The following is an 18,549-nucleotide window of genomic DNA, read 5'->3' as shown; positions in this document are numbered from 1 at the left end:
GGCGGAGGACGGGTGAGCGGGGCCGGCGCGGCTCAGCGTGCGGTACGGGCGAGATGACGGCTGATGACCAGGCGCTGGATCTGGTTGGTGCCCTCGAAGATCTGGGTCACCTTGGCCTCGCGCATATGGCGTTCGACGGGATGGTCGCGCACATAGCCCGCTCCGCCGAGGACCTGGACGGCCTGGGTGGTGACGGACATCGCGGTGTCGGTGGCCACGAGCTTGGCGATGCTGGCCTGCCTGCTGTAGTCCTGTCCCGCGTCCTTGCGCCGGGCGGCGGTGAGATAGGTCGCGCGGGCGGCCTCGGTGGCGGCGGCCATGTCGGCCAGCAGAAAGCCGACTCCCTGGTGGTCCATGATCCGGGTGCCGAAGGTCTCGCGCTCGCAGGCGTAGCGAACCGCGTAGTCGAGGGCGGACTGCGCGATGCCGACCGCGACGGCGGCGATGCCGAGACGCCCCGCGTCCAGCGCGGTCAGGGCGATGCCGAGGCCCTGGCCGGGGCGGCCGATCAGCCGGTCGGCGCCGATGGGGACGTCGTCGTAGTGCATGGTCGTCGTCGCCGAACTGCGCAGGCCCATCTTGCGCTCCGGCGCGCCCGGTGAGAGCCCGGGAGACCGGCCGTCGATGTGGAAGCAGGAGATCCCGCCGCGGGGGTCGTCGCCGGTGCGCAGGAACGTGGTGTAGTGGTCCGCCCAGCCGCCGTGGGTGATCCAGCTCTTGCTGCCGGTGGCCCGCCATCCGTCCGGTGCCGCGGTGGCCCGGGCGCGCAGGGCCGAGGGGTCGGATCCCGCGTGGGCCTCGGAGAGGCAGTAGGCGCCGAGGGTCGTACCGACACGATGCGCCGCAACGGCAAGGTGATCGGCACCAAGGCTCTGATGATCCTGGGCTCGCGCCGCAACGGCGCATAGACCGTGGGGGCTCGCGAAAATCGCTGGAGCCGCGCCGCTGTGTTCCCCTATCGTGCTGCGGAACCCCGTCGTCCGGTGAAGGGCACGCCGTTGTACACCGCCTGAGACATCCCGAGTGCTGATCGGTCGCGCGTCGCGCATCTGCGCCGCGCTGCTTTCTGCTGCGGACTTCTCACTGAAACCGGTGTACTTCTGTGCTCAACGTCTGGGTGGTCATGCCCACCTGCCTTCCGCTCGTCCGCCGCCGCTGCCACGCGTGCGCGTCCGAGCGCTTCCGCGCAAGCGGCAAATTCCGCGTCAACGCCCACCACAAGCTCCTCGACGCCTGGCTCCTCGTGCTCTGTACCTCGTGCGGGGACACCGTGAAGCTCACGGTCCTGGAGCGGGTGAATGTGCGCTCCGTACCATCCGAGCTGCTGGACCGGCTCCACGGCAACGACCCCGGCCTGACGGCCGAACTGCTCCAGGATCCGGCCCTGCTGCGCCGCAATCGCATCGCCCTCGACTGGGACGACGCCTGGCGCCTGGACACGGGCGGTTCGGATCATCTGGACCGGGAGGTGATCGACGTCTCGGTCCGCTTCGCGGCGCGGATCCCCGTCCGGCCGGTGCGACTGATCGCCGAGGGCTGCGGTCTCTCACGGGCCGAGTTCGGGAGACTGATCGCCCACGGGAAAATCGTGTCGGCGGTACGGCTGAGCGGCCGGCTCTCCGGCGGCTTCACCTTCACGCTCAAGCGCTGAGCCCTTCCGGTTTCAGCGCCTTGGACCGGGGGCCCGCCCGGCCGATCCGCCGGGCGGGCCCCCGGGCAACGGGGAGTCAGGGGCCCGGCGGGGCCTGGGGCCGGGCGGCCAGGTGCTGCTGGAGTTCCCGGTGGCGGAACTGGTAGCCGATACCTGCGACACGCAGCAGCCCCAGCCGGTAGCAGACGTACAGGAAGCGGCTCAGCCGCCAGGGCAGCAGGCCCCGCGTACAGAGGAGGAAGGCCAGATACCGTACGGTCACCGCGCCCGAGCGGCCGAGAGCCAGGGCGAGGGCGACCGAGGCGAGCCCCAGAACACCGCCCAGCACCATCGGCCGGGCCGGGCCGCGTCCGGGGATGTTCCCCAGGTCGACCGCCATATGCGCAGTGAGACCGAGAATCAGTACGGCCGCCGTCACGGTCGCCAGCGCGACTCCGAGAGCACTCAGCGCGTCCGTACGGACGATGGTGCGCGGGTCGCCCGTCGGCTCGCTCCTCGGCCGCAGCAGCACGTTCGCCACGCCGGCCACCAACCCCACCAGAAGCCCCAGCACCGCTCCGGTCACCAGAATGCTCGAGAAGAGCTGTCCGAACATCCGGGCCCCGCTGCCCCCGTCCCCGCCGGTCAACACGTCCAGCAGAGCGGCGACCGCGAGCAGGAATCCCATCCATGCCCCGATGAGCAGAAAGGCGACCACCCCGCCGAGGCCGCCGAGACCCGCGCCCGTGGCCGTGGCCACCACCACCTTGGCCAGGGCCCGGAAGCGCTCGGCCCAGGTGCGCAGGGACCGGAGCTCCAGCTGGAGCGGCACCGGCCAGCCCCTGCCGAGGGCACCGAGCCCGGCCAGGACCACGAAGCCCGTCACGACGACCGGCCGTCCGGGGTCCGGCTCGCCGTACACCCGGCCCATCACCGCGAGGACGGCGGCCAGTTGGCCGATGACCAGAGCGGCCGTGAGGGCGCCGCCGACCACGCGCGACCTCGGCGCCAGCGGCCACAGCTCGTGCAGGACGAGGTCGACCCCGGACAGCGAGCGGCCCGCGCGATGGCGGGAGCCGGCGGTGTTGGCGTGCAGATAGCCGGCGAGCACGGCCAGGTACCGCCAGGTGGAGCGGGGGTCGAGGCGGGGCAGCCGCTCGGTCCCGTACTCCCTGGTACGGGCCTCCCGTTCGGCCTCGGACTCGTTCTCGTCGGCGCGGCCGCTGTGCACGGCCGCCGTCACATAGTGGTCCAGCAGATAGGTGTAGAGCGCTCCGGTCCCGGCGAGTGCGAGGAGATCCTGCGGCCGGCGGCGGAAGGCACCGGCACCGGCACCGGTGGCGCGTTCCTCATACACGACGGCTGCGAGTGTCAGCCGCCAGGGCGTGCTCAGCGCCCGCCGTACCTCGGGATCGGCGGTTCCCGGTGGGGAGCCCGGCGGCGGGTCGAGGGCGTCGAGCACGGGCTGCCAGCGTGCCCGGTTGCGTGCCGAGTAGCCGACCCTGGCCTCCAGATAGCGGCGCGCCCGCGCCCCGTCGACCCGGTCCAGGGCCACATGCGCCGTGATCTGGGGCTGCGCCTCCGCGTCGGCCAGCGCCGCGTACGCCCAGCCGCGGCAGGTCATCACGACCGGCGCCCGCCCGCCGCCCAGTTCATAGCGCTCGACCTCGCGCATCAGCTCGGCGGCGCGGGAGTCCCCGGGACTCGGAAGGGCGGGATCGAGTTCGTCCAGTCCGTCGATGACCGGCAGCAGCCGATTGCTCTCCACGAGCGCGTGCGCGTCGCGCCGGGGCAGCCGGTAGACGTCGACGAGGTGCTCCTCCAGCCACCGGGACAGCCGGCCGCCCGGCCAGGTCGCGGCGGTCAGCCGCACCGGGACCCGCGCACCCGGCTCCCAGCGTTCGGCGAGCTGGAGCGCCAGGGCGAGCGCCAGCACCGTCTTGCCCGTGCCCGCGTCCTCCTGGTGGCCGGCCGCGGGCGCGGCGGTGCCCGTGATCACCAGGCGCCCGGGCCGCAGCCGCAGAAAGAAGTCCCCCACGCCCTCCAGGGTGCCGCCGGGGTCCACGCCCTCGACGCCCGGCGCGGCGACCACCCGGAAGGGCAGATCGATACGGCCGTTGAGCGCTGAACGCCCGCCGCCCAGCAACTGCCGGTACTCGGCGCCCTCCAGCCGCAGGACCGACCGGGTCAGGACCTCCGCGATCATGTCGGGGGTCCGCTGCTCCCGGCCGGTCCGCAGGGCGACATTGAGCCCCCAGACCCCGGCCACCGTACCGATCACACCGACTCCGAAGGAGAGGACTCCGGCCGAGTCGGCCTCGGAGACCTTCACCTGCGGGAGCATCCACCAGGTCAGAGCCCCGCCCGCCACCACGACGACTGCACTGACGACAACACCGATCGCGGTCCCCCCGCGCCCCCTGCGCACCATGGCGACCATGGTGCCGGTCGCGGTGGCGACGGAGGGTGTTGTCTTCATACTGTGACCCGGCCGACGCGGACCGGCAACCGGCCCCGCCCGGCGCGACGGCGAGCATCCGCGGGTCTCTTTTTCCTGAACCCCCTGGACGGCTAACACCGTTAGCCCTATAGTCTTCCTCAGCGGCTAACAACGTTAGCCACCGAGAGGACGGGAGACTGCGATGAGCGTTCACACCATCGGAACACTCCGGATGGCCGACGGCGCGGACGGCGCCGCCAGCGGCGGAGGTACGGACGGCACGACGGGCGGGGCCACGCCCGGCAAGGGCGCGCGTCCGCTCGGGCGGGTCTGGGGATGGGGCACCCTCGCCGTCCTGCTCACCGCTTTCGCGATCTTCGAGTCCGCCAAGTACGGACTGCCCACCACCACCGCCGCCGTCCTCTTCTTCCTCGCCCCCGACCTCATCACCCGCACCACCGGCACCCACAGCATCGCCGCACGCATCGCCCGCAACGGCTGGATCCCCCTCGCCGTCATGGTCTTCTACGCCTTCGGCCCCATCATCTGGCCGCCCCTCTTCACCGCCGCCCTCGCCTGGGAAACCCGCATCGTCATCGCACAGATGCTGCGCCGTGGCTGACCGCGCCGAGCAGATCGTGTCCGCGGCGCTGGAGATCCTGGAACGGGACGGCGCCGAGGCGATGTCCATGCGGGCCATCGCCGACCGGGTCGGGATCCGGGCACCCTCGCTCTACAAGCACTTCCCCGACAAGGCCGCCGTCGAGACCGCGCTGATCGTCGTCGGCATGGCCGAGACCGCCGAACATCTGGAGGCGGCGGAGTCGGCCCAGCCGGGGCTGCTCCATCTGGCCCGCGCGTACCGCACCCACGCGGTGAGCCATCCGCATATGTACCGGCTCACCGCGGCGCAGCCCCTCCCCCGCCACGCCCTCCCCGAGGGCCTGGAGGAACGGGCCGCGGCCCCGCTGTTCCGGGCGGTGCACGGAGACCCCGACGTCGCCCGTGCGACCTGGGCGTTCGCACACGGGATGGTGATGCTGGAACTCGACGGCCGGTTCCCGCCGGGCGCGGATCTGGACACCGCCTGGGAGGTCGGCTGCACGGCCTTCGAGTCCGCCGCCAAGACCCGTCACCACGCCCGGGACGAGTGACCGCCGGACCGGCGCGGGAGCTGATGGACGGCGGGCGCGTCCGGCCCACCGGACGCGCCGCCGCCGACTCGGACAGCCGGAGCCCTCGCGGTCACCGCACACCGGGGAACGCCGGGCGGTACGCCGGGGACACCGTGGGCCCGCTCATTCTCCGGTGCCGCCGGGTGTCCGGCCGCCCCCGGGGTCACCGCCCAGCAGATGGCGCAGCCCGTCGGCGAACGTCCGCCGCCAGCCCGCCTGTTCATGCGCGCCGGGGAACTCGTCGTAACCGATGTCGCACCCCTTGGCGGTCAGTACGTCGCGCAGATGCCGGTTGGCGCCCAGCAGGGTGATGCCGCCGGGCAGGGGCTGGGTCTCCAGGGTCCCGGCGGCGATCCAGAACCGGGTCGCCGACCTCGGCCCCGCGGCGAACTGCCGGGCCAGCCACTGGGGTTCGCCGTCGCGGCCCATCGCGTACGGGCCGTCCTCGGCGCCGAAGATCTCCTTCTGGCCCCACCAGAACGAGCCGGAGAGGGACAGGACGAGGCCGAAGAGCCCGGGCCGGTTGTACGCCAGCCACGCGGAGCCGAGCCCGCCGTAGCTACAGCCGGAGACGGCCGTACGGGACGGGTCCTCGCCCGCGCCGAACTCCGAGCGCAGCCAGGGCAGCAGCTCGTCGCCGTACTGCCGGACGAGATCGGGGTTGCAGCACATCTCGACCATCCGCGACTCCTCGTCCTTGTTGTGGACGTAGGCGACGACGGTCGGCGGGATGGCCCCGGCCTCGATGAGATTGTCGACGACGGCCGGGTAGTGGTCCACATGGAACTCGCCGTCGAGCAGCATCACCAGCGGGTAGCCCCCGCGCCCGGGCTCGTATCCGACGGGTGTCTGGACGGTGACGGTCCGCTCGTCGCCGAACACCCCGGACGGTACCCGGTGCTCGGTGAGCGCGCCGGGGGCGCTGCTCGGTCCGAACCATGTCCCGGTGGCCGCGCCGGGCAGCGTCAGTACGGAGTCGTAGGTGACCTTCCCGGAACGCGGGCTCATGGAGGAGGCACCCGAGATGATCCGCTCGGGGTTGAACGGGTCCGCGCGCGCCGCGCGGGTCATCTCCTCCAGCATGTCCGGGTACTTGCCGTTCTGCATCAGCTCCATGATCTCGGTGAGCGGCAGCAGGGCGTACCGGTTGTCGACGGAGAAGCCGTAGACGACCGAGATCCGGTCGTCGGCGACCGGCACGGACAGATGCCAGACGTCGGTGCCCGCGATCCGTTGCATGGAGGCGGATCTGCCCTCGGCGTCCATGGTGAGCTGCGAGGCGATCTCGACATGCCCGGCGGGTCCGAGGTGGACGAAGGTGACGAGACGGCCTCCGCCGGGGAGCGGGTCGAGCAGGGGGCCGCCGGACTCGGTGAGCGCGTCTTCGAGCGCCCGGAGGGCTCCGTCCTCGCCCGAGGCGATCGCGCCGAGGAGCCGGCCGGCCCGGCTGCCGGTGACTGAGGTGTCCACGGTCATGGACGTCCCTTTCTGCTGATGGTGGTGTGCGGTGCTCTGGTGTCGTCGGTGGGGCGGAGCTCCGGGGTCGGACCGGTGGTGGGCGCTCCGGGGTCGGGGGCGGTGGGGCGGTGCCGGGGTCGCCGGCACCGCCGGGGGCGGGCGGGGCCGCTCAGACCGGGACGGTCGGTGTCCGGTCGGTGTCGGCCACCGCCGGCGGGGCGGCCCTCCGGCGGCCCGGGACGCCCCAGGCGCACAGCACGGCGAGGGCGGTGATGGCGGCGGCGACGAGGAAGCTGTCGGTGTAGCCCGCCTCCGTCGGCACCGGCACCGGAGAGCCCTGCGAGGAGCGGGAGACGACCGCGGCGGAGACCTGGAAACCGAGGGAGAGGCCGATGGAGCGCGCCACCGTGTTCAGTCCGGTCGCGGCTCCGGCGCCGTCCGGGCCCACGGAGTCCAGGATCCCGTTGTAGAGGGCGGTGAGCCCGACGCCCACGCCGATGCCGAGGAGGACGAAGAGCAGGATCAGCTGCCACGCCGAGTCGTGCGCCCAGGCGCCGAAGAGGGAGCCGGCCGCGGCGATCACCAGCCCGCCGGTCAGCACCGCGCGGGTACCGAAGCGGCGGCCCGCGACACCGGCCAGCGGACCGGCGAGGGCCGCGACGGCGGCACCGGGGAACAGATAGAGACCGACGTCGGAGACGGTTCCCCCGAGTCCGAAGCCCGTTTCCCTCGGCATGACGACCAGTTGGGGGATCGCCAGGTACGCGACGGCGTACCCCATGCCGAGCACGACGGCGACGAGGGTAGTGCCGATTATCACCGGGCGCTTCAGCATCGTGACGTCGACGAAGGGGGCGCTCACCCGGCGTTCCACCAGCACCCATACCGTTCCGAGGACCGGTGCGGCGGCGAGGAGCGACAGCACCTTCGGGGACGACCAGCCCTCGGAGGGCAGTTCGGTGAGGGCGAGCATCAGGGAGAACAGGGTGGCGGCCAGCAGGGCACCGCCCGCCCAGTCGACCTTCCCGGACGCCGCGCCGGACCGGGGCCCGGAGGCGGGGAGCACCCAGGCGGCGGCCAGGGTGACCACGGCGATGAGGAGTGCGGGCAGCGCGAACATCCACCGCCAGGACAGATTCTCGGCGATCGGGCCCGCCGTGATCACACCGGTGCCGCCGCCGAGGGTGAACAGTCCGGCGATGAGACCGACGGCGACGGTGCGCTTCTCCACGGCGAATCGTTCCCTCATGAGAACGAGACCCAGCGGTACGAAGGCCGCGCCGACGCCCTGGAGCGCCTGCCCGGCGACCAGCAGCGGGAAGGTGCCGGCCAGCGCGGAGAGGGCGGCGCCGGCGACCACGACGCCGCCCACGCCCAGCAGGAGGACCCGGCCTCCGTAGCGGTCGGCGAGGGAGCCCACCACCGGGGTGGCCAGGGCGCCGGCGATGACGAGGGTGCTCGGGATCAGCGCCGACTGGGCCGTACTGAGGGACAGATCGGCTCCCAGGAGGGGCAGGACGGGAATCGTCATGCTCTCCAGGGCGCCGATGACGACCGTCAGCAGCCCGATCAGGCCGATGACCGCGGGGTTGGACCGGGTCGGTACGGCCTTGTCTGTCGAGGATCTCTCGGACATGGGTCCTCCGCGGAAGGGGTGTGGGTGGTGCGGATGGGTGAACTGCCGGCCGGGCGGGGCGGGGTGGTGCCGCGCCCGTGTTCCTGCCGACCGCGGGGCGGTGCGGCGGGGCGGGTACGCCGGAGACGGTGAGGTGACGGGTGCTCAGGGGTGCTGACCACGGCGGACGGAGCGGCCCGGGTGGGAGCGGACTGTGCGCTCACCGCCGGGTCCGTACGGGCACGGCCGCAGGGGCGCTCGGGACCGGTGACGGCGGGGCCGGGCCCACCCGCCCGCGGGTTCGCGTCTCCGCGGGAGCCGGGGCCGGGGCCGGGCCGGGCCGGGCCGGGCCGCCGGGGGTACGGGTCGCGGCCACCGGGGTACGGGGTCGGCCGTCGGGGCCGTACCCGGTCCCGGACACCGGGAGGTGCCGGGTGGGCCCCAGGGGCCGGGCGAGGCCCGGCCGCCGGGTGCCTTCGCCGGTCCGGCGCCCTACCCGGCCGTCGCGATCCAGTCGGTGACGAGGTCGTCGAGAACGGCCAGGGGCAGATTGCCGTGTCCGATGACCTCGTGGTGGAAGTCTTTGATGTCGAAGCGGGCGCCGAGTTCCCGGCGGGCGCGCTCGCGCTGACGGAGGATCTCGCGGCGGCCGATCAGATACGCGGTGGCCTGGCCCGGCCAGGCGATATAGCGGTCGATCTCGTTGCGGACGTTCGCCTCGGTGGTCGCGGTGTTGTCCCGCATATAGGCGACGGCCTTCTCCCGGGACCAGCCCAGATGGTGCATGCCCGTGTCGACGACCAGCCGGCAGGCACGGACCGCGTCCAGCGACAGCATCCCGAACCGGGCGATGTCCGAGCTGTAGAGCCCCATCTCGTCCGCCAGGCGCTCGGTGTAGAGCCCCCAGCCCTCCACATGCGCGGTCATCCGGACCGCCTTGCGGCGGAACGGCGGCAGCTCGGTCAGCGTCTGGGCCAGGGCGATCTGCAGATGGTGGCCGGGGATGCTCTCGTGGAAGGCGAGTGCCTCGTACTCATACCGGAACCGGGTCCCGGGACGGAGGGTGTTGATCCAGTGCGTGCCCGGCCGGTCCCCGGGGCCCGGGGGCTGGTAGTACGCCAGGGGCGCGGTCTCCGCCTCCAGCGGATCGACCTCCCGTGTCACGCAGCCGGCGATCTCATACGTACGGAACCAGCCGGGCACGGCCTCCCGGGCCCGCTCCAGGGCGTCCTCGACGAGCGCGACGATCTCGGCCGAGGTGCCGAAGCGCAGGGAGGGGTCCTCCCGCAGCGCGGCCAGTGCCTCGTCGGCCGTCGCGGCACCGAGGACCCGGCCGCCCAGCTCGGCGAACTCCTCCCGCAGCGCCGCCACGGCCTCCAGTCCGATCCGGTGGATCTCCTCCGCTCCCAGACCGGGCCGGGTGTGCCGGGCGAGCGCGTCCGCGTACCCCTCCGCACCGCCGGGCACATGACAGACGCCGACATGACCGTCCGGCCTGGCGTGCTCCAGCAGACCGGAGGCGAGCCCTTCCCGGAACCGGGCCAGCGCCGGCCGGACCGCATCGCCGACCAGGGCACGGGCGCGCTCCTCGGCCTGGTGTCCCCGCACGGGTCGCACCAGGGGATCCGCCGGGAGTTCACCGGCGAGGTAGTCGTCCAGCTGCGCGATCGCGCTCTCGACCCCGCTGCGGACCGGCCACCGGCCCTGGCCCGCGGCCGACAGATACCGGTCGAGGGTCGCGTCGAAGTAGCCGGGCAGCGCGGCCAGACGGTCCAGGAAGGCCGCCGGGCCCTCCTCGTCCACCGGAGTCATCGCCAGCGCCTGGAGCACCTGGGCCTGCGGTGAGGTGACACCGGCGGAGACGGCGACATCGTCGAGCGCGTACCGGATCTCGTCCTCGCCGCCGCGGATGAGCGCCGTGAGGACCCGGTGGCTGATCCGTGCCTCGCCCGTCAGCCCTCCGGAGGGCAGGGCGGCCAGCCGTTCTCCGAGTGCCCGCAGCCGGGAACGGTGCTTCTCGGCCGCCTCCCGCGAGGGGTCGGGCACCTGATGGGCATACCCGGTGACCCCCAGCAAGGAGGCCGCGAAGGGGTCGTACGCCATCTCCCCGGCGAAGTACTCCCCGGCCAGATCGTCAAGCTCTGCCTGCTGGTGCCGCTGAACCACGGTCGCTCCCGGTGTCCGACATCTGCGATGCCGAGATTATTGAAGAGTGAGCGATATTTGGTCAAGAGAGATAGTCATTCAATTTTTAGTGAACGTTGTTCGCTGCTAATCTTCCCCTATGGCCCATGTGGATCGAAAGGCGCAGTACGAGCTGGAGTTCGCCGACGAACTGGCCGAGCTCTTCACCGGACAGGTGCCGCGTATGGCGGGCCGGATGCTGGGACTGCTCGTGATCACCGAGGAGCCCCATCTGTCGAGCAAGGAGCTGGTCGCCCGGCTGGATGCCAGCCCGGCCACGGTCTCCACCATGGGCAGGATGCTCATCCGCCTCGGACTGGCACAGCGGACGGTCTCCCCGGAGACCCGGCGCGATCTGTTCAGCCTGGCGGACAACGCGTGGGTCGGCGTCTACCGGGACGGCGAGCGCTATATCTCCGAGGTCGTCGTCGCGATCGACCGCCGCCTCGACGGGGACGACCTCGGCGACCACGCGCGCGCCAAGCTCCGCGAGATGCGCAATCTCTACGCCTTCCTGTGGGCGGAGATCCCCCGACTGGTCACCCGCTACGAGGAGTGGCGCTCCACCCACGGCCCCGACGCGATCTACCAGCCGTCGGACACGCCGGGCCCCGGGGTGCCGGAGTAACGGGGCAGCCTCACGAGCCCCACCGCCTCCCGAAGCTCCCGAAGCTCCCGAAGCTCCCGGTGGTCAACTCCCGTTCGGTAAAGGACAGTTGACCCCTCCGCGATGGAATGTCTCCATCCGGGGAATTTTCCGCTCAAGACGTGAACAGGCTCTTGACCAGGGCCGGTTGCCGCAGCCAAATGGCCACGTCACTTCGTGCGGAAGGCTCTTCATGCGCTCGCGATCGCTCCGGAAGCTCCAGCTGTCCGTCCTGGCCATGAGTCTGGCCGTGGCCCCGCTCACCGCGGTGGACACCACGGCACGGGCCGAGGCCCCCCGCCGCCCCATACCGCCCGCCGCCGGGGCGACCACGGGCACCGCGCCGCCCGTCCCCGCGGCCACCACGGGATCCGCGCCGCCCACCGCCCCGCGGGTCACCCGGCCCTCGGCCCCGCCCGCCTCCTCACAACCGGTTCCGGCCGCGGCACCCGCGAAGGTCGTCTATCTGACCTTCGACGACGGCCCCAAGGCCACGTACACCGAGCAGATCCTCAAACTGCTCGCCGCCCATGGGGTCCGGGCGACCTTCTTCGTGACCGGCGCCCAGGTGAAGGCGTATCCGGAGATCACCCGCCGGATTCATCTCCAGGGCCACTCCGTGCAGAACCACACCTGGTCGCACCCCCGGCTCACCCGGGTCTCCGCGGCCCGGTTCCGGAGCGAGATCACGGGGACCGACCGCGCGATAAGGGCCCGGACCGGCTACACCCCCCGCTGTCTCCGGCCTCCGTACGGCGCGTACGACGGCACCGTGAAGGCACGGGCGGCGGCACTCGGCAAGAAGCTGCGGCTGTGGACCGTCGACCCCCAGGACTGGGCCCGGCCGGGCACCCGGACGATCGAGAACCGGGTGCTGAACGGAGTCCGGCCCGGATCGACCGTGCTGCTCCACGACGGGGGCGGCGACCGCAGTCAGACGGTGGCCGCGCTGCCCGGGATCATCACGACGCTGAAGGCGCGGGGTTATGTGTTCCACAGCACCATGTGCCCGTAGGTCCCCGGGGGCCCGCGGCCGTTCCCGTACGGCGGCCACGGGTGCCCGTCCGCGCCGGCTGCCCGCGAGGCGAGCGGTGTGTCCGGGACCCGGCCGGGCCGGAGCGGGCCGGCGGCGCTGCCGGCATATGACACCGGGACACAGGCACGTGTGACGGAGAGGGGCAACGCCCCGGGCCTCCGGTTGTCCTGGCGGCCCGGGGCCCGCCGTGGCCGGGGCCCGGCGGCCGGCGGGGTCAGCCGTTGGGGAGGATGACGGCGCGGCCGTTGATCCTGCCCGCGTGGAGCCGCTCGTAGGCGAGCGGGGCGTCGTCGAGGGTGTAGGTCTCCGTGTGCACGGACAGCACTCCCGAGCGGGCGAGCGCGATGACCTCTGCCAGTTCGGTGCGGCTGCCCCAGTAGGGCGCGGTGACCGACATCCCGTACGGGACCTGGGCGAAGCCGACGCGGATGGCGCCGCCGCCGAGGCCGACGAGCTGGACGTCGGCGTCCATGGCGGCCATCGCGACCGCCGAGGCGCCGGTGGCGTCCACTCCGACGAAGTCGAAGACGGCCTGCGCGCCGAGGCCGCCGGTCGACTCCCGCACCCGCGCCGCGACCCCGGCCTCCGACAGGAACGCCTCGTGCGCGCCCACGCGCCGGGCCAGTTCCAGTTTGTCCCCGGAGATGTCGAGGGCCACCACACGGGCGGGGGTGAGGGCCCTGAGCAGCTGGATGGCGAGGTGGCCGAGTCCGCCCGTGCCGATGACGACGGCGGTGGAGCCGGGTACCAGTTTCGGCAGGGCGCGCCGGACCGCGTGGTACGGGGTCAGTCCGGCGTCGGTCAGCGGTACGGCGGCCACCGGGTCCAGATCGCCGATGGGCACCAGATGGCGGATGTCGTCGACGAGCAGGTACTGGGCCATGGCGCCGGGTGAGCCGAGTCCGGGCGGGCGGATGCCGAGCCGGGCCGCGTGCGGGCAGTAGTTCTCCCGGCCCGAGGCGCAGACCGGGCAGGCACCGCAGCCCCAGGGGCCGTACACCACGACCGCGTCGCCGACGGCCACACCGGTGACACCGGCGCCCAGCGCGGCGACGGTTCCCGCGCCCTCGTGCCCGAGGGTGAGCGGCAGCGGAAACGGAAGCCGCTCGGCGGGCATCGACATCACCGCGATGTCGGAGTGGCACACCCCGGCCGCCGTGACCTTCAGAAGGATCTGACCGGGCCCCGGCTCGGGGGCGGGGATGTCGACGAGCTCCGGAGCCGAGCCGACCGTACGGTACTGCAGTGCCTTCATGGCCGTTCTCCCTGTGCGCCCCGGCCGGCGAGGTGCACAAGGGCGTCGTCGCCGGTCAGGAAGGTGGGCAAAGCCGTCGGCGGCTGAATCGGCCGCCGCCTGGGTTCCTTTGACCGAGACTACGTCCGCCCCTGGTGGGCGGCCATCGGGGGTCCCCCGTCACCGCCCGGCGGGGTGAGCACGCGTTCGACCGCACGTCCGTAGCGGTACAGCGTGGCTTCGTCGAACGGCCTCCCGATGAGCTGGACGCCCACCGGAAGCCCTCCGGAACGGACGGGGAACGGCACGGTCAGACACGGCAGTCCGGTGAGATTGTGCTGGCCGGTGAAACGGATCAGGGCGGAGCCGACCGGCATATCGGCTCCGCCGAGGGCGACGGCCCGCGCGTCCCGCGGCGGCGCGAGGACCGGGACCGTCGGGCAGAGCAGCACATCCGCACCGGCGAGGAGCCGGACGTAGGCGGCCCGGATACGGACGCGCTCCCCGAGCGCGGCCTCGTACCCGTCGTGGGGCATGGATCCGTAGGCCCGCAGTCCGGTGCGCACCGCGGGCTGGTAGACCGCGGGCATCCGGGCGAGTTGCTGTTCGTGGGTGGCCGAGACCTCTGCGGCGACGATCGCGTAGAAGTGGTCCAGCACTCCGTCCACCGGCGACGGGTCGGGATACGACACAAGCGCGCCCTCGGCCGTGAGCGCGGCCGCCACCGCGGCGACCGCCTCGCGCACCGCCGGATCCGTCTCGTCGTAGGCGCCGCCCGACAGCACCGCCACCCCGCCGCCGCGCACCCCGCGGCCGAGGAGGCGGGTGTAGTCCTCGCCCGGACGCTCCACGGACACCGGATCGCCGCTGTCATGGCCCGCGATCACGTTCAGTACGAGGGCGTTGTCCTCCACGGTCCGGGACATCGGGCCCACATGGTCGAGCGTCGGTGCCAGGGGGTAGAGGCCGCGGCTGCTGACCAGACCGTACGTCGGCTTCATCCCGACGACTCCGCACAGGGCGGAGGATGCGGATCGAGCCCCCGGTGTCGGTGCCGATACCGGCGACGCAGAACCCCGCGGCCAGGGCCGCCGCGGTCCCGCTGCTGGAACCGCCGGTGATCCGCGAGGGGTCGGCCGGGTTGCGCACCGGTCCGCCGAAGGACATCGTGCCGGTCGCGTGCGCGGCGAAGGTGTCGGTGTTGGCCTTGGCCACGATCACCGCGCCCGCCTCCTTCAGCCGGCGCACCACCTCGGCGTCCTCCTCGGGGATGTGGCCGGTGAAGGCCGCGGAGCCCGTGGTGGTCCGCAGACCGGCGGTGTCGATGACGTCCTTGACGACGACGGGCACACCGTGCAGGGGGCCGCGCAGCCGTCCACGGCGGATCTCCTCGGTGACCGTTTGCGCCTCCGCCTCCGCACGGTCGTTCACCGTCACCAGGGAGTTGAGCGCTCCGTCCCCGGCTTCGATACGCGCCAGAGCCTCCCGGACGATATCGAGCGGGGAGGCCGCGCCGGTACGAATGACCTGTGCGCATCCGGTGAGCGAGCCCAGCGGATCGCCGTTGGTGCTCTCATGGATCCCCCGGGCGAGCTTCTCCGCCATCCCCGACACCCCTCTCCCGTAGCCCCGAACGACTATTCACATCCTTCTGCCCGTCTGTCAATGCCCACGCGCTCACGGCCGACGGCGCGACCGCCTCCGGGGACGGCATCCTCCGAAGGAACGCCGTCTCCGGGGGACCGTGACGCAGCGCGCCGGCTCAACACGCGTATCTGTTCTGCGGATCAGGGGTGCCGTACGGTGGACCGGCACCGAGTCGGCGTCCGACCGTGACGGCGATGTGCGACACCGGGGGGTTGCTCCATGACAGCCGGAAAACCGACGGCCGGAACTCCGGAACAGGGCCCGGAACGGGCGGAGTTCGACACCGGGTCGCCGTGTTCGGCCCGGGTGTGGAACTACTGGCTGGGCGGCACGGACAACTACCCCGTCGACCGGGAGGTCGGTGAGAGCTTCCGCGTGTTGTTCCCCGGGATCGTCGATCTCGCCCGTGACTCCCGGGGGTTCCTGTCCCGTGCCGTGACCCATCTGGCCGGGGAGGCGGGGATCCGGCAGTTCCTGGACGTGGGCTCCGGACTGCCCACGGCGGACAACACCCATCAGATCGCCCAGCGGGTGGCCCCCGAGGCCCGTGTCGTCTGTGCCGACAACGACCCGCTGGTGCTGGCGCAGGCCCGTACCCTGCTGGTCAGTACCCCGGAAGGGGTCACCGACTGCGTCGGCGCCGACCTCAACGACCCCGGGCCCCTGGTGCGGAAGGTGTGGAGCATCCTCGATCCGGATGAGCCGGTCGCCCTCATCCTGATGCAGGTGGTGGGTCATATCGCGCCCTACGACAGGGCGCTGTCGATCGTGAACCGGCTGATGGCGGCCCTGCCCTCGGGCAGTTACCTCGTGCTGAACGACAGTGTCGACACGCACCGGGGCAACGCCGAGGCCACCCGCCTCTACAACGACAGCGGGGCGGCGCCCTACCATCTGCGCGGTCACGATCGGATCAGCGGGTTCTTCGAGGGACTGGAACTGCTGGATCCGGGGGTGGTGCCGCCGGCCCGGTGGCGGCCCGCTCCCGGGGCGGCCGTCGACGGTGAGGTCATCGCGCACGGAGGTGTCGGGCGCAAGCCCTGAGCGGCAGCTGAGCCCCGGGCGGGCAGGGGCCGCGCGGGTCACACCTCCCGGCAGGGCACTCCGGCGGCCGTCGGGCAGGGCGGCAGCGGATCCGGGTGTGCCGCCTTGTACTCGGTCCGCCAGACGAGCGCCACAAAGGCCAGGGCGAGGACCGCGACGACCACTTGGACCGTACCCGCGATCCGGAGCCCCGCCCGCAGGAACGCCACCGCGACGGCGATGACGGCCAGGGTGAATCCGCCCACCCACAGCACCGGCACCCAGTCCATCACGGGCTCCGGGGGCGGCTCGCCGCCCATCTCGTACTTGTGGTCGCCGACGGTGCCCCAGGCGCGCAGTCCGAGCGCCACCAGGAGCCCGAAGCCGAGCACGATCTCCACGAGGGGTACCAGAACGGCCAGGCACGCCTCACCGGCCCTGCCCGCGGTGCGCCCGGGCGGAGATCCGTCCTGCGGGCGGCGGGGCGCGGGGGTACCGGGGTGCGGGGACATGACGGCGGTGGCGGCCTTCCCTGAGAGCGGTGGGGAGGCTTCCGCCCCCGTCGCGCGGAACAACTGTGCCCTGTCCCGGCGGACGGGACCAGGGCGGTGCGGGGTGCGCCCGCGGTGGGGGTGTGCCCATCGAGGTGTGCCCGTCGGGCGCGGGAGGCGGGGCCGTCGCGCGGGGCGCCGAGGTGGTCCGCCGATGGCTTCGGCGAGGTCCCGGGCGGTCCGGCGCGGCCTGGTGCCCGCCTTCGTCGCTCTTGACCTCGCCGAATCGGATGCGATGCGATCATCCGGATGGATCCCACTGTGCCGGTGGCCGGCCGCGGCTATCCGCCGCGGGTGAAGGCCAGCCGGGCGGCCCGGCGCCAGCGGTTGGCTGGCATCCTCGGATGGAGGGCCGCGATCGCCGCACAGTATTTCGTGAACACCGCGGGCCTGACACCGTGGGCGTGCAGGAAGAGGTCCGCCTCGGTGAGGTGGCCCGTGGTCTTCGTCTCGACCAGGACCAGCCCCGGATCGCAGCGGACAGCGGCATCGGCCCTGACGTCATGGCAGCGCAGGCCCATGTCGCAGGTGATCCGTTCTCCGTCGGAGACCAGGGTGGCCCGTCGGTAGTCGGTGATGATCGACGGTTTGAGCGAGGCGGGCGGCTCAAGGCCGTACGCCTCACGCAGATGATCCGCGAGGAAGCCCTGGTAGGGGGCGTCGAGCGGAGTGTCCCCGCCGGTCAGCTGACGGCGGTGCTTGACCGTCTCACCGCGACCGCTCTTCAGTTTGATCTCGAACTGCCGCAGCCCTGAGTCCTGGTAGACCCGCTCACGGATCTTGAATCTCATGCGGCGGCCTTGACGGTGTTCATGGAAGCAACGCAGCTCCGGTGTGTCGTAGTAGACGGAGTGGTAGCGGAACCAGCGGCGCCCCTCGATGGCCAGCACCCGGAACGGCCCCTTGGGGCGCCTGGGGTTGGTCATATGCGCGACGAGCGCCGTGAATATCGGAGCGGGAACGAGATACGCCTGGTCGAAGCGGGCCATGAGCTCGGCTCGTTCCTGTACTTCGGCGAGGGAGATGGACCTCGCCGCGAGCACGGACTCGGCCGTGGCGTCCAGTTCGGGCAGGACGAGCTGTTCGGCGTTCCGGGCCGTGAACGGCCATGTGATCCGACCCTGTTCCGAGGCGACCTGGGCGGCGCGGGCCGCCCCGGGCGCGACGAGGGTGGTCACACGGCCTCCAGCGAGGGCTCGGCGGTGCGGTCGGCCCCGGTGCCCGCCTTGGCGGCCTTCTTGGGTGCGATGTCCTTGCCGGGCTCCTTCGCGACCCGGTATCGGACGTCGACCACGGTCAGATCGCGGACGAAGTCGACCTCCATGACAGTCCAGTTGAGGGGCTCTCCCAGACGCAGGTCCAGGTCGGCACGCAGATCGTCCGGGTTGCCGTAGACGGCGTCGAGCGTCACGATCGCCCGGCGGGACCGGGCGAACAGCTTGGGGTGATCGGACGCGTAGACGACGGCGAGCAGCAGACCGGTGAGTGCGCCCGCCTGGCCCAGTTCCAGCTGCGGCAGCCCGCAGATGAGACCGATGACCAATGTGGTGAAGTAATAGGCAACCTCCTCATGCTGGATGGAATCCGAACGGAGCCTGATAATCGACAACACGCCGAAAAGGCCGAAACCGAGCGCCGTACCGCCGCCATTGCCGACCTCCGCCAGCGCCGCCACTACCGTGAAGAGCGCGGCGTTGAGGGCGAGATAAGCCGGAAGCAGATCCCTGCGACGATGCCGCGGGTAGTACACGGCGAACGTCAAGATAGCCACGGCGGTCAGGTCGAGAGCGAGGTGAAGGGCGAGTTGTCTCAAAGACTCCATGGATGCACCTCCTACACAGAATCATGAAGCTGGATTCAGATTTCTGGAAATCCTAAACGAACAGAGAGCAAAGAAATGGGCAAGGAAA

Annotated in this window: 17 protein-coding genes; 6 read left to right on the top strand and 11 right to left on the bottom strand. The window is 72.1% G+C overall.

Translation table 11 applies throughout. The features are described 5' to 3' along the window. Nucleotides 1-32 precede the first annotated feature (32 nt). The gene (locus ACIBCM_RS06070; RefSeq protein WP_399240700.1) at nucleotides 33-1,049 is read right to left on the bottom strand and encodes an acyl-CoA dehydrogenase family protein; all 1,017 of its coding nucleotides are present in this window, start codon (nucleotides 1,047-1,049) and stop codon (nucleotides 33-35) included. Nucleotides 1,050-1,102: 53 nt separating this feature from the next. Between ACIBCM_RS06070 and ACIBCM_RS06065 the strand changes: the two genes are divergently transcribed. Then, nucleotides 1,103-1,651, top strand: coding sequence for a DUF1062 domain-containing protein (locus ACIBCM_RS06065; RefSeq protein ID WP_399240698.1), 549 nt, complete (start codon nucleotides 1,103-1,105; stop codon nucleotides 1,649-1,651). 76 nt (nucleotides 1,652-1,727) lie between these two features. On the opposite strand, the gene ACIBCM_RS06060 is transcribed toward ACIBCM_RS06065, so the two are convergent. Further along, entirely contained in the window at nucleotides 1,728-4,109 is a 2,382-nt protein-coding gene (locus ACIBCM_RS06060) for an NACHT domain-containing protein (protein ID WP_399240696.1), read from the bottom strand. Nucleotides 4,110-4,272: 163 nt separating this feature from the next. Here ACIBCM_RS06060 and ACIBCM_RS06055 point away from each other — a divergent pair, with 163 nt between their 5' ends. Continuing rightward, a complete protein-coding gene (locus ACIBCM_RS06055) occupies nucleotides 4,273-4,692 on the top strand; it encodes a hypothetical protein (RefSeq protein WP_399240694.1) in 420 nt (139 codons plus the stop codon). Next, the gene (locus tag ACIBCM_RS06050; RefSeq protein WP_399240692.1) at nucleotides 4,685-5,224 is read left to right on the top strand and encodes a TetR/AcrR family transcriptional regulator; all 540 of its coding nucleotides are present in this window, start codon (nucleotides 4,685-4,687) and stop codon (nucleotides 5,222-5,224) included. The genes ACIBCM_RS06055 and ACIBCM_RS06050 overlap by 8 nt, the downstream gene beginning before the upstream one ends. A gap of 144 nt (nucleotides 5,225-5,368) precedes the next feature. Here ACIBCM_RS06050 and ACIBCM_RS06045 read toward each other — a convergent pair whose 3' ends face one another. From ACIBCM_RS06045 to ACIBCM_RS06035, 3 genes are all read right to left on the bottom strand, one after another. Then, nucleotides 5,369-6,721, bottom strand: coding sequence for an alpha/beta hydrolase-fold protein (locus ACIBCM_RS06045; protein WP_399240690.1), 1,353 nt, complete (start codon nucleotides 6,719-6,721; stop codon nucleotides 5,369-5,371). Between the two features lie 151 nt (nucleotides 6,722-6,872). Then, a complete protein-coding gene (locus tag ACIBCM_RS06040) occupies nucleotides 6,873-8,339 on the bottom strand; it encodes an MFS transporter (protein WP_399240688.1) in 1,467 nt (488 codons plus the stop codon). A 471-nt stretch (nucleotides 8,340-8,810) separates the two neighbouring features. After that, nucleotides 8,811-10,484, bottom strand: a complete 1,674-nt coding sequence (locus tag ACIBCM_RS06035) for a DUF885 domain-containing protein (protein WP_399240686.1) — start codon at nucleotides 10,482-10,484, stop codon at nucleotides 8,811-8,813. 118 nt (nucleotides 10,485-10,602) lie between these two features. On the opposite strand from ACIBCM_RS06035, the gene ACIBCM_RS06030 reads away from it, so the two are divergent. Both ACIBCM_RS06030 and ACIBCM_RS06025 read left to right on the top strand, forming a co-directional pair. Continuing rightward, nucleotides 10,603-11,130, top strand: a complete 528-nt coding sequence (locus ACIBCM_RS06030; protein WP_399240685.1) for a GbsR/MarR family transcriptional regulator — start codon at nucleotides 10,603-10,605, stop codon at nucleotides 11,128-11,130. A 211-nt stretch (nucleotides 11,131-11,341) separates the two neighbouring features. Then, nucleotides 11,342-12,163, top strand: a complete 822-nt coding sequence (locus ACIBCM_RS06025; RefSeq protein ID WP_399240683.1) for a polysaccharide deacetylase family protein — start codon at nucleotides 11,342-11,344, stop codon at nucleotides 12,161-12,163. Nucleotides 12,164-12,398: 235 nt separating this feature from the next. Here the strand turns inward: ACIBCM_RS06025 and ACIBCM_RS06020 are convergent, their stop codons facing one another. From ACIBCM_RS06020 to ACIBCM_RS06010, 3 genes are all read right to left on the bottom strand, one after another. Beyond that, the gene (locus ACIBCM_RS06020) at nucleotides 12,399-13,439 is read right to left on the bottom strand and encodes an NAD(P)-dependent alcohol dehydrogenase (protein ID WP_399240681.1); all 1,041 of its coding nucleotides are present in this window, start codon (nucleotides 13,437-13,439) and stop codon (nucleotides 12,399-12,401) included. A 119-nt stretch (nucleotides 13,440-13,558) separates the two neighbouring features. Next, nucleotides 13,559-14,401, bottom strand: coding sequence for an amidase family protein (locus tag ACIBCM_RS06015; protein ID WP_399240800.1), 843 nt, complete (start codon nucleotides 14,399-14,401; stop codon nucleotides 13,559-13,561). Further along, the gene (locus ACIBCM_RS06010) at nucleotides 14,289-15,023 is read right to left on the bottom strand and encodes an amidase (RefSeq protein WP_399240679.1); all 735 of its coding nucleotides are present in this window, start codon (nucleotides 15,021-15,023) and stop codon (nucleotides 14,289-14,291) included. The genes ACIBCM_RS06015 and ACIBCM_RS06010 overlap by 113 nt, the downstream gene beginning before the upstream one ends. Before the next feature lie 261 nt (nucleotides 15,024-15,284). Between ACIBCM_RS06010 and ACIBCM_RS06005 the strand changes: the two genes are divergently transcribed. Continuing rightward, nucleotides 15,285-16,109, top strand: coding sequence for an SAM-dependent methyltransferase (locus ACIBCM_RS06005; protein ID WP_399240677.1), 825 nt, complete (start codon nucleotides 15,285-15,287; stop codon nucleotides 16,107-16,109). A gap of 38 nt (nucleotides 16,110-16,147) precedes the next feature. Here ACIBCM_RS06005 and ACIBCM_RS06000 read toward each other — a convergent pair whose 3' ends face one another. The 3 genes from ACIBCM_RS06000 to ACIBCM_RS05990 form a co-directional block, all read right to left on the bottom strand. Further along, nucleotides 16,148-16,600: a DUF6234 family protein gene (locus ACIBCM_RS06000; protein ID WP_399240675.1), complete on the bottom strand. Its 453-nt coding sequence runs from the start codon at nucleotides 16,598-16,600 to the stop codon at nucleotides 16,148-16,150. Between the two features lie 320 nt (nucleotides 16,601-16,920). Continuing rightward, nucleotides 16,921-17,817, bottom strand: a complete 897-nt coding sequence (locus ACIBCM_RS05995) for a polyphosphate polymerase domain-containing protein (protein ID WP_399240673.1) — start codon at nucleotides 17,815-17,817, stop codon at nucleotides 16,921-16,923. After that, entirely contained in the window at nucleotides 17,814-18,461 is a 648-nt protein-coding gene (locus ACIBCM_RS05990) for a DUF4956 domain-containing protein (protein WP_399240671.1), read from the bottom strand. The genes ACIBCM_RS05995 and ACIBCM_RS05990 overlap by 4 nt, the downstream gene beginning before the upstream one ends. Nucleotides 18,462-18,549: the final 88 nt, after the last annotated feature.

The organism is Streptomyces sp. NPDC051018, assembly GCF_044456085.1.
Taxonomy (GTDB): Bacteria; Actinomycetota; Actinomycetes; order Streptomycetales; family Streptomycetaceae; genus Streptomyces.
This window is presented reverse-complemented; position numbering and strand designations above follow the sequence as displayed.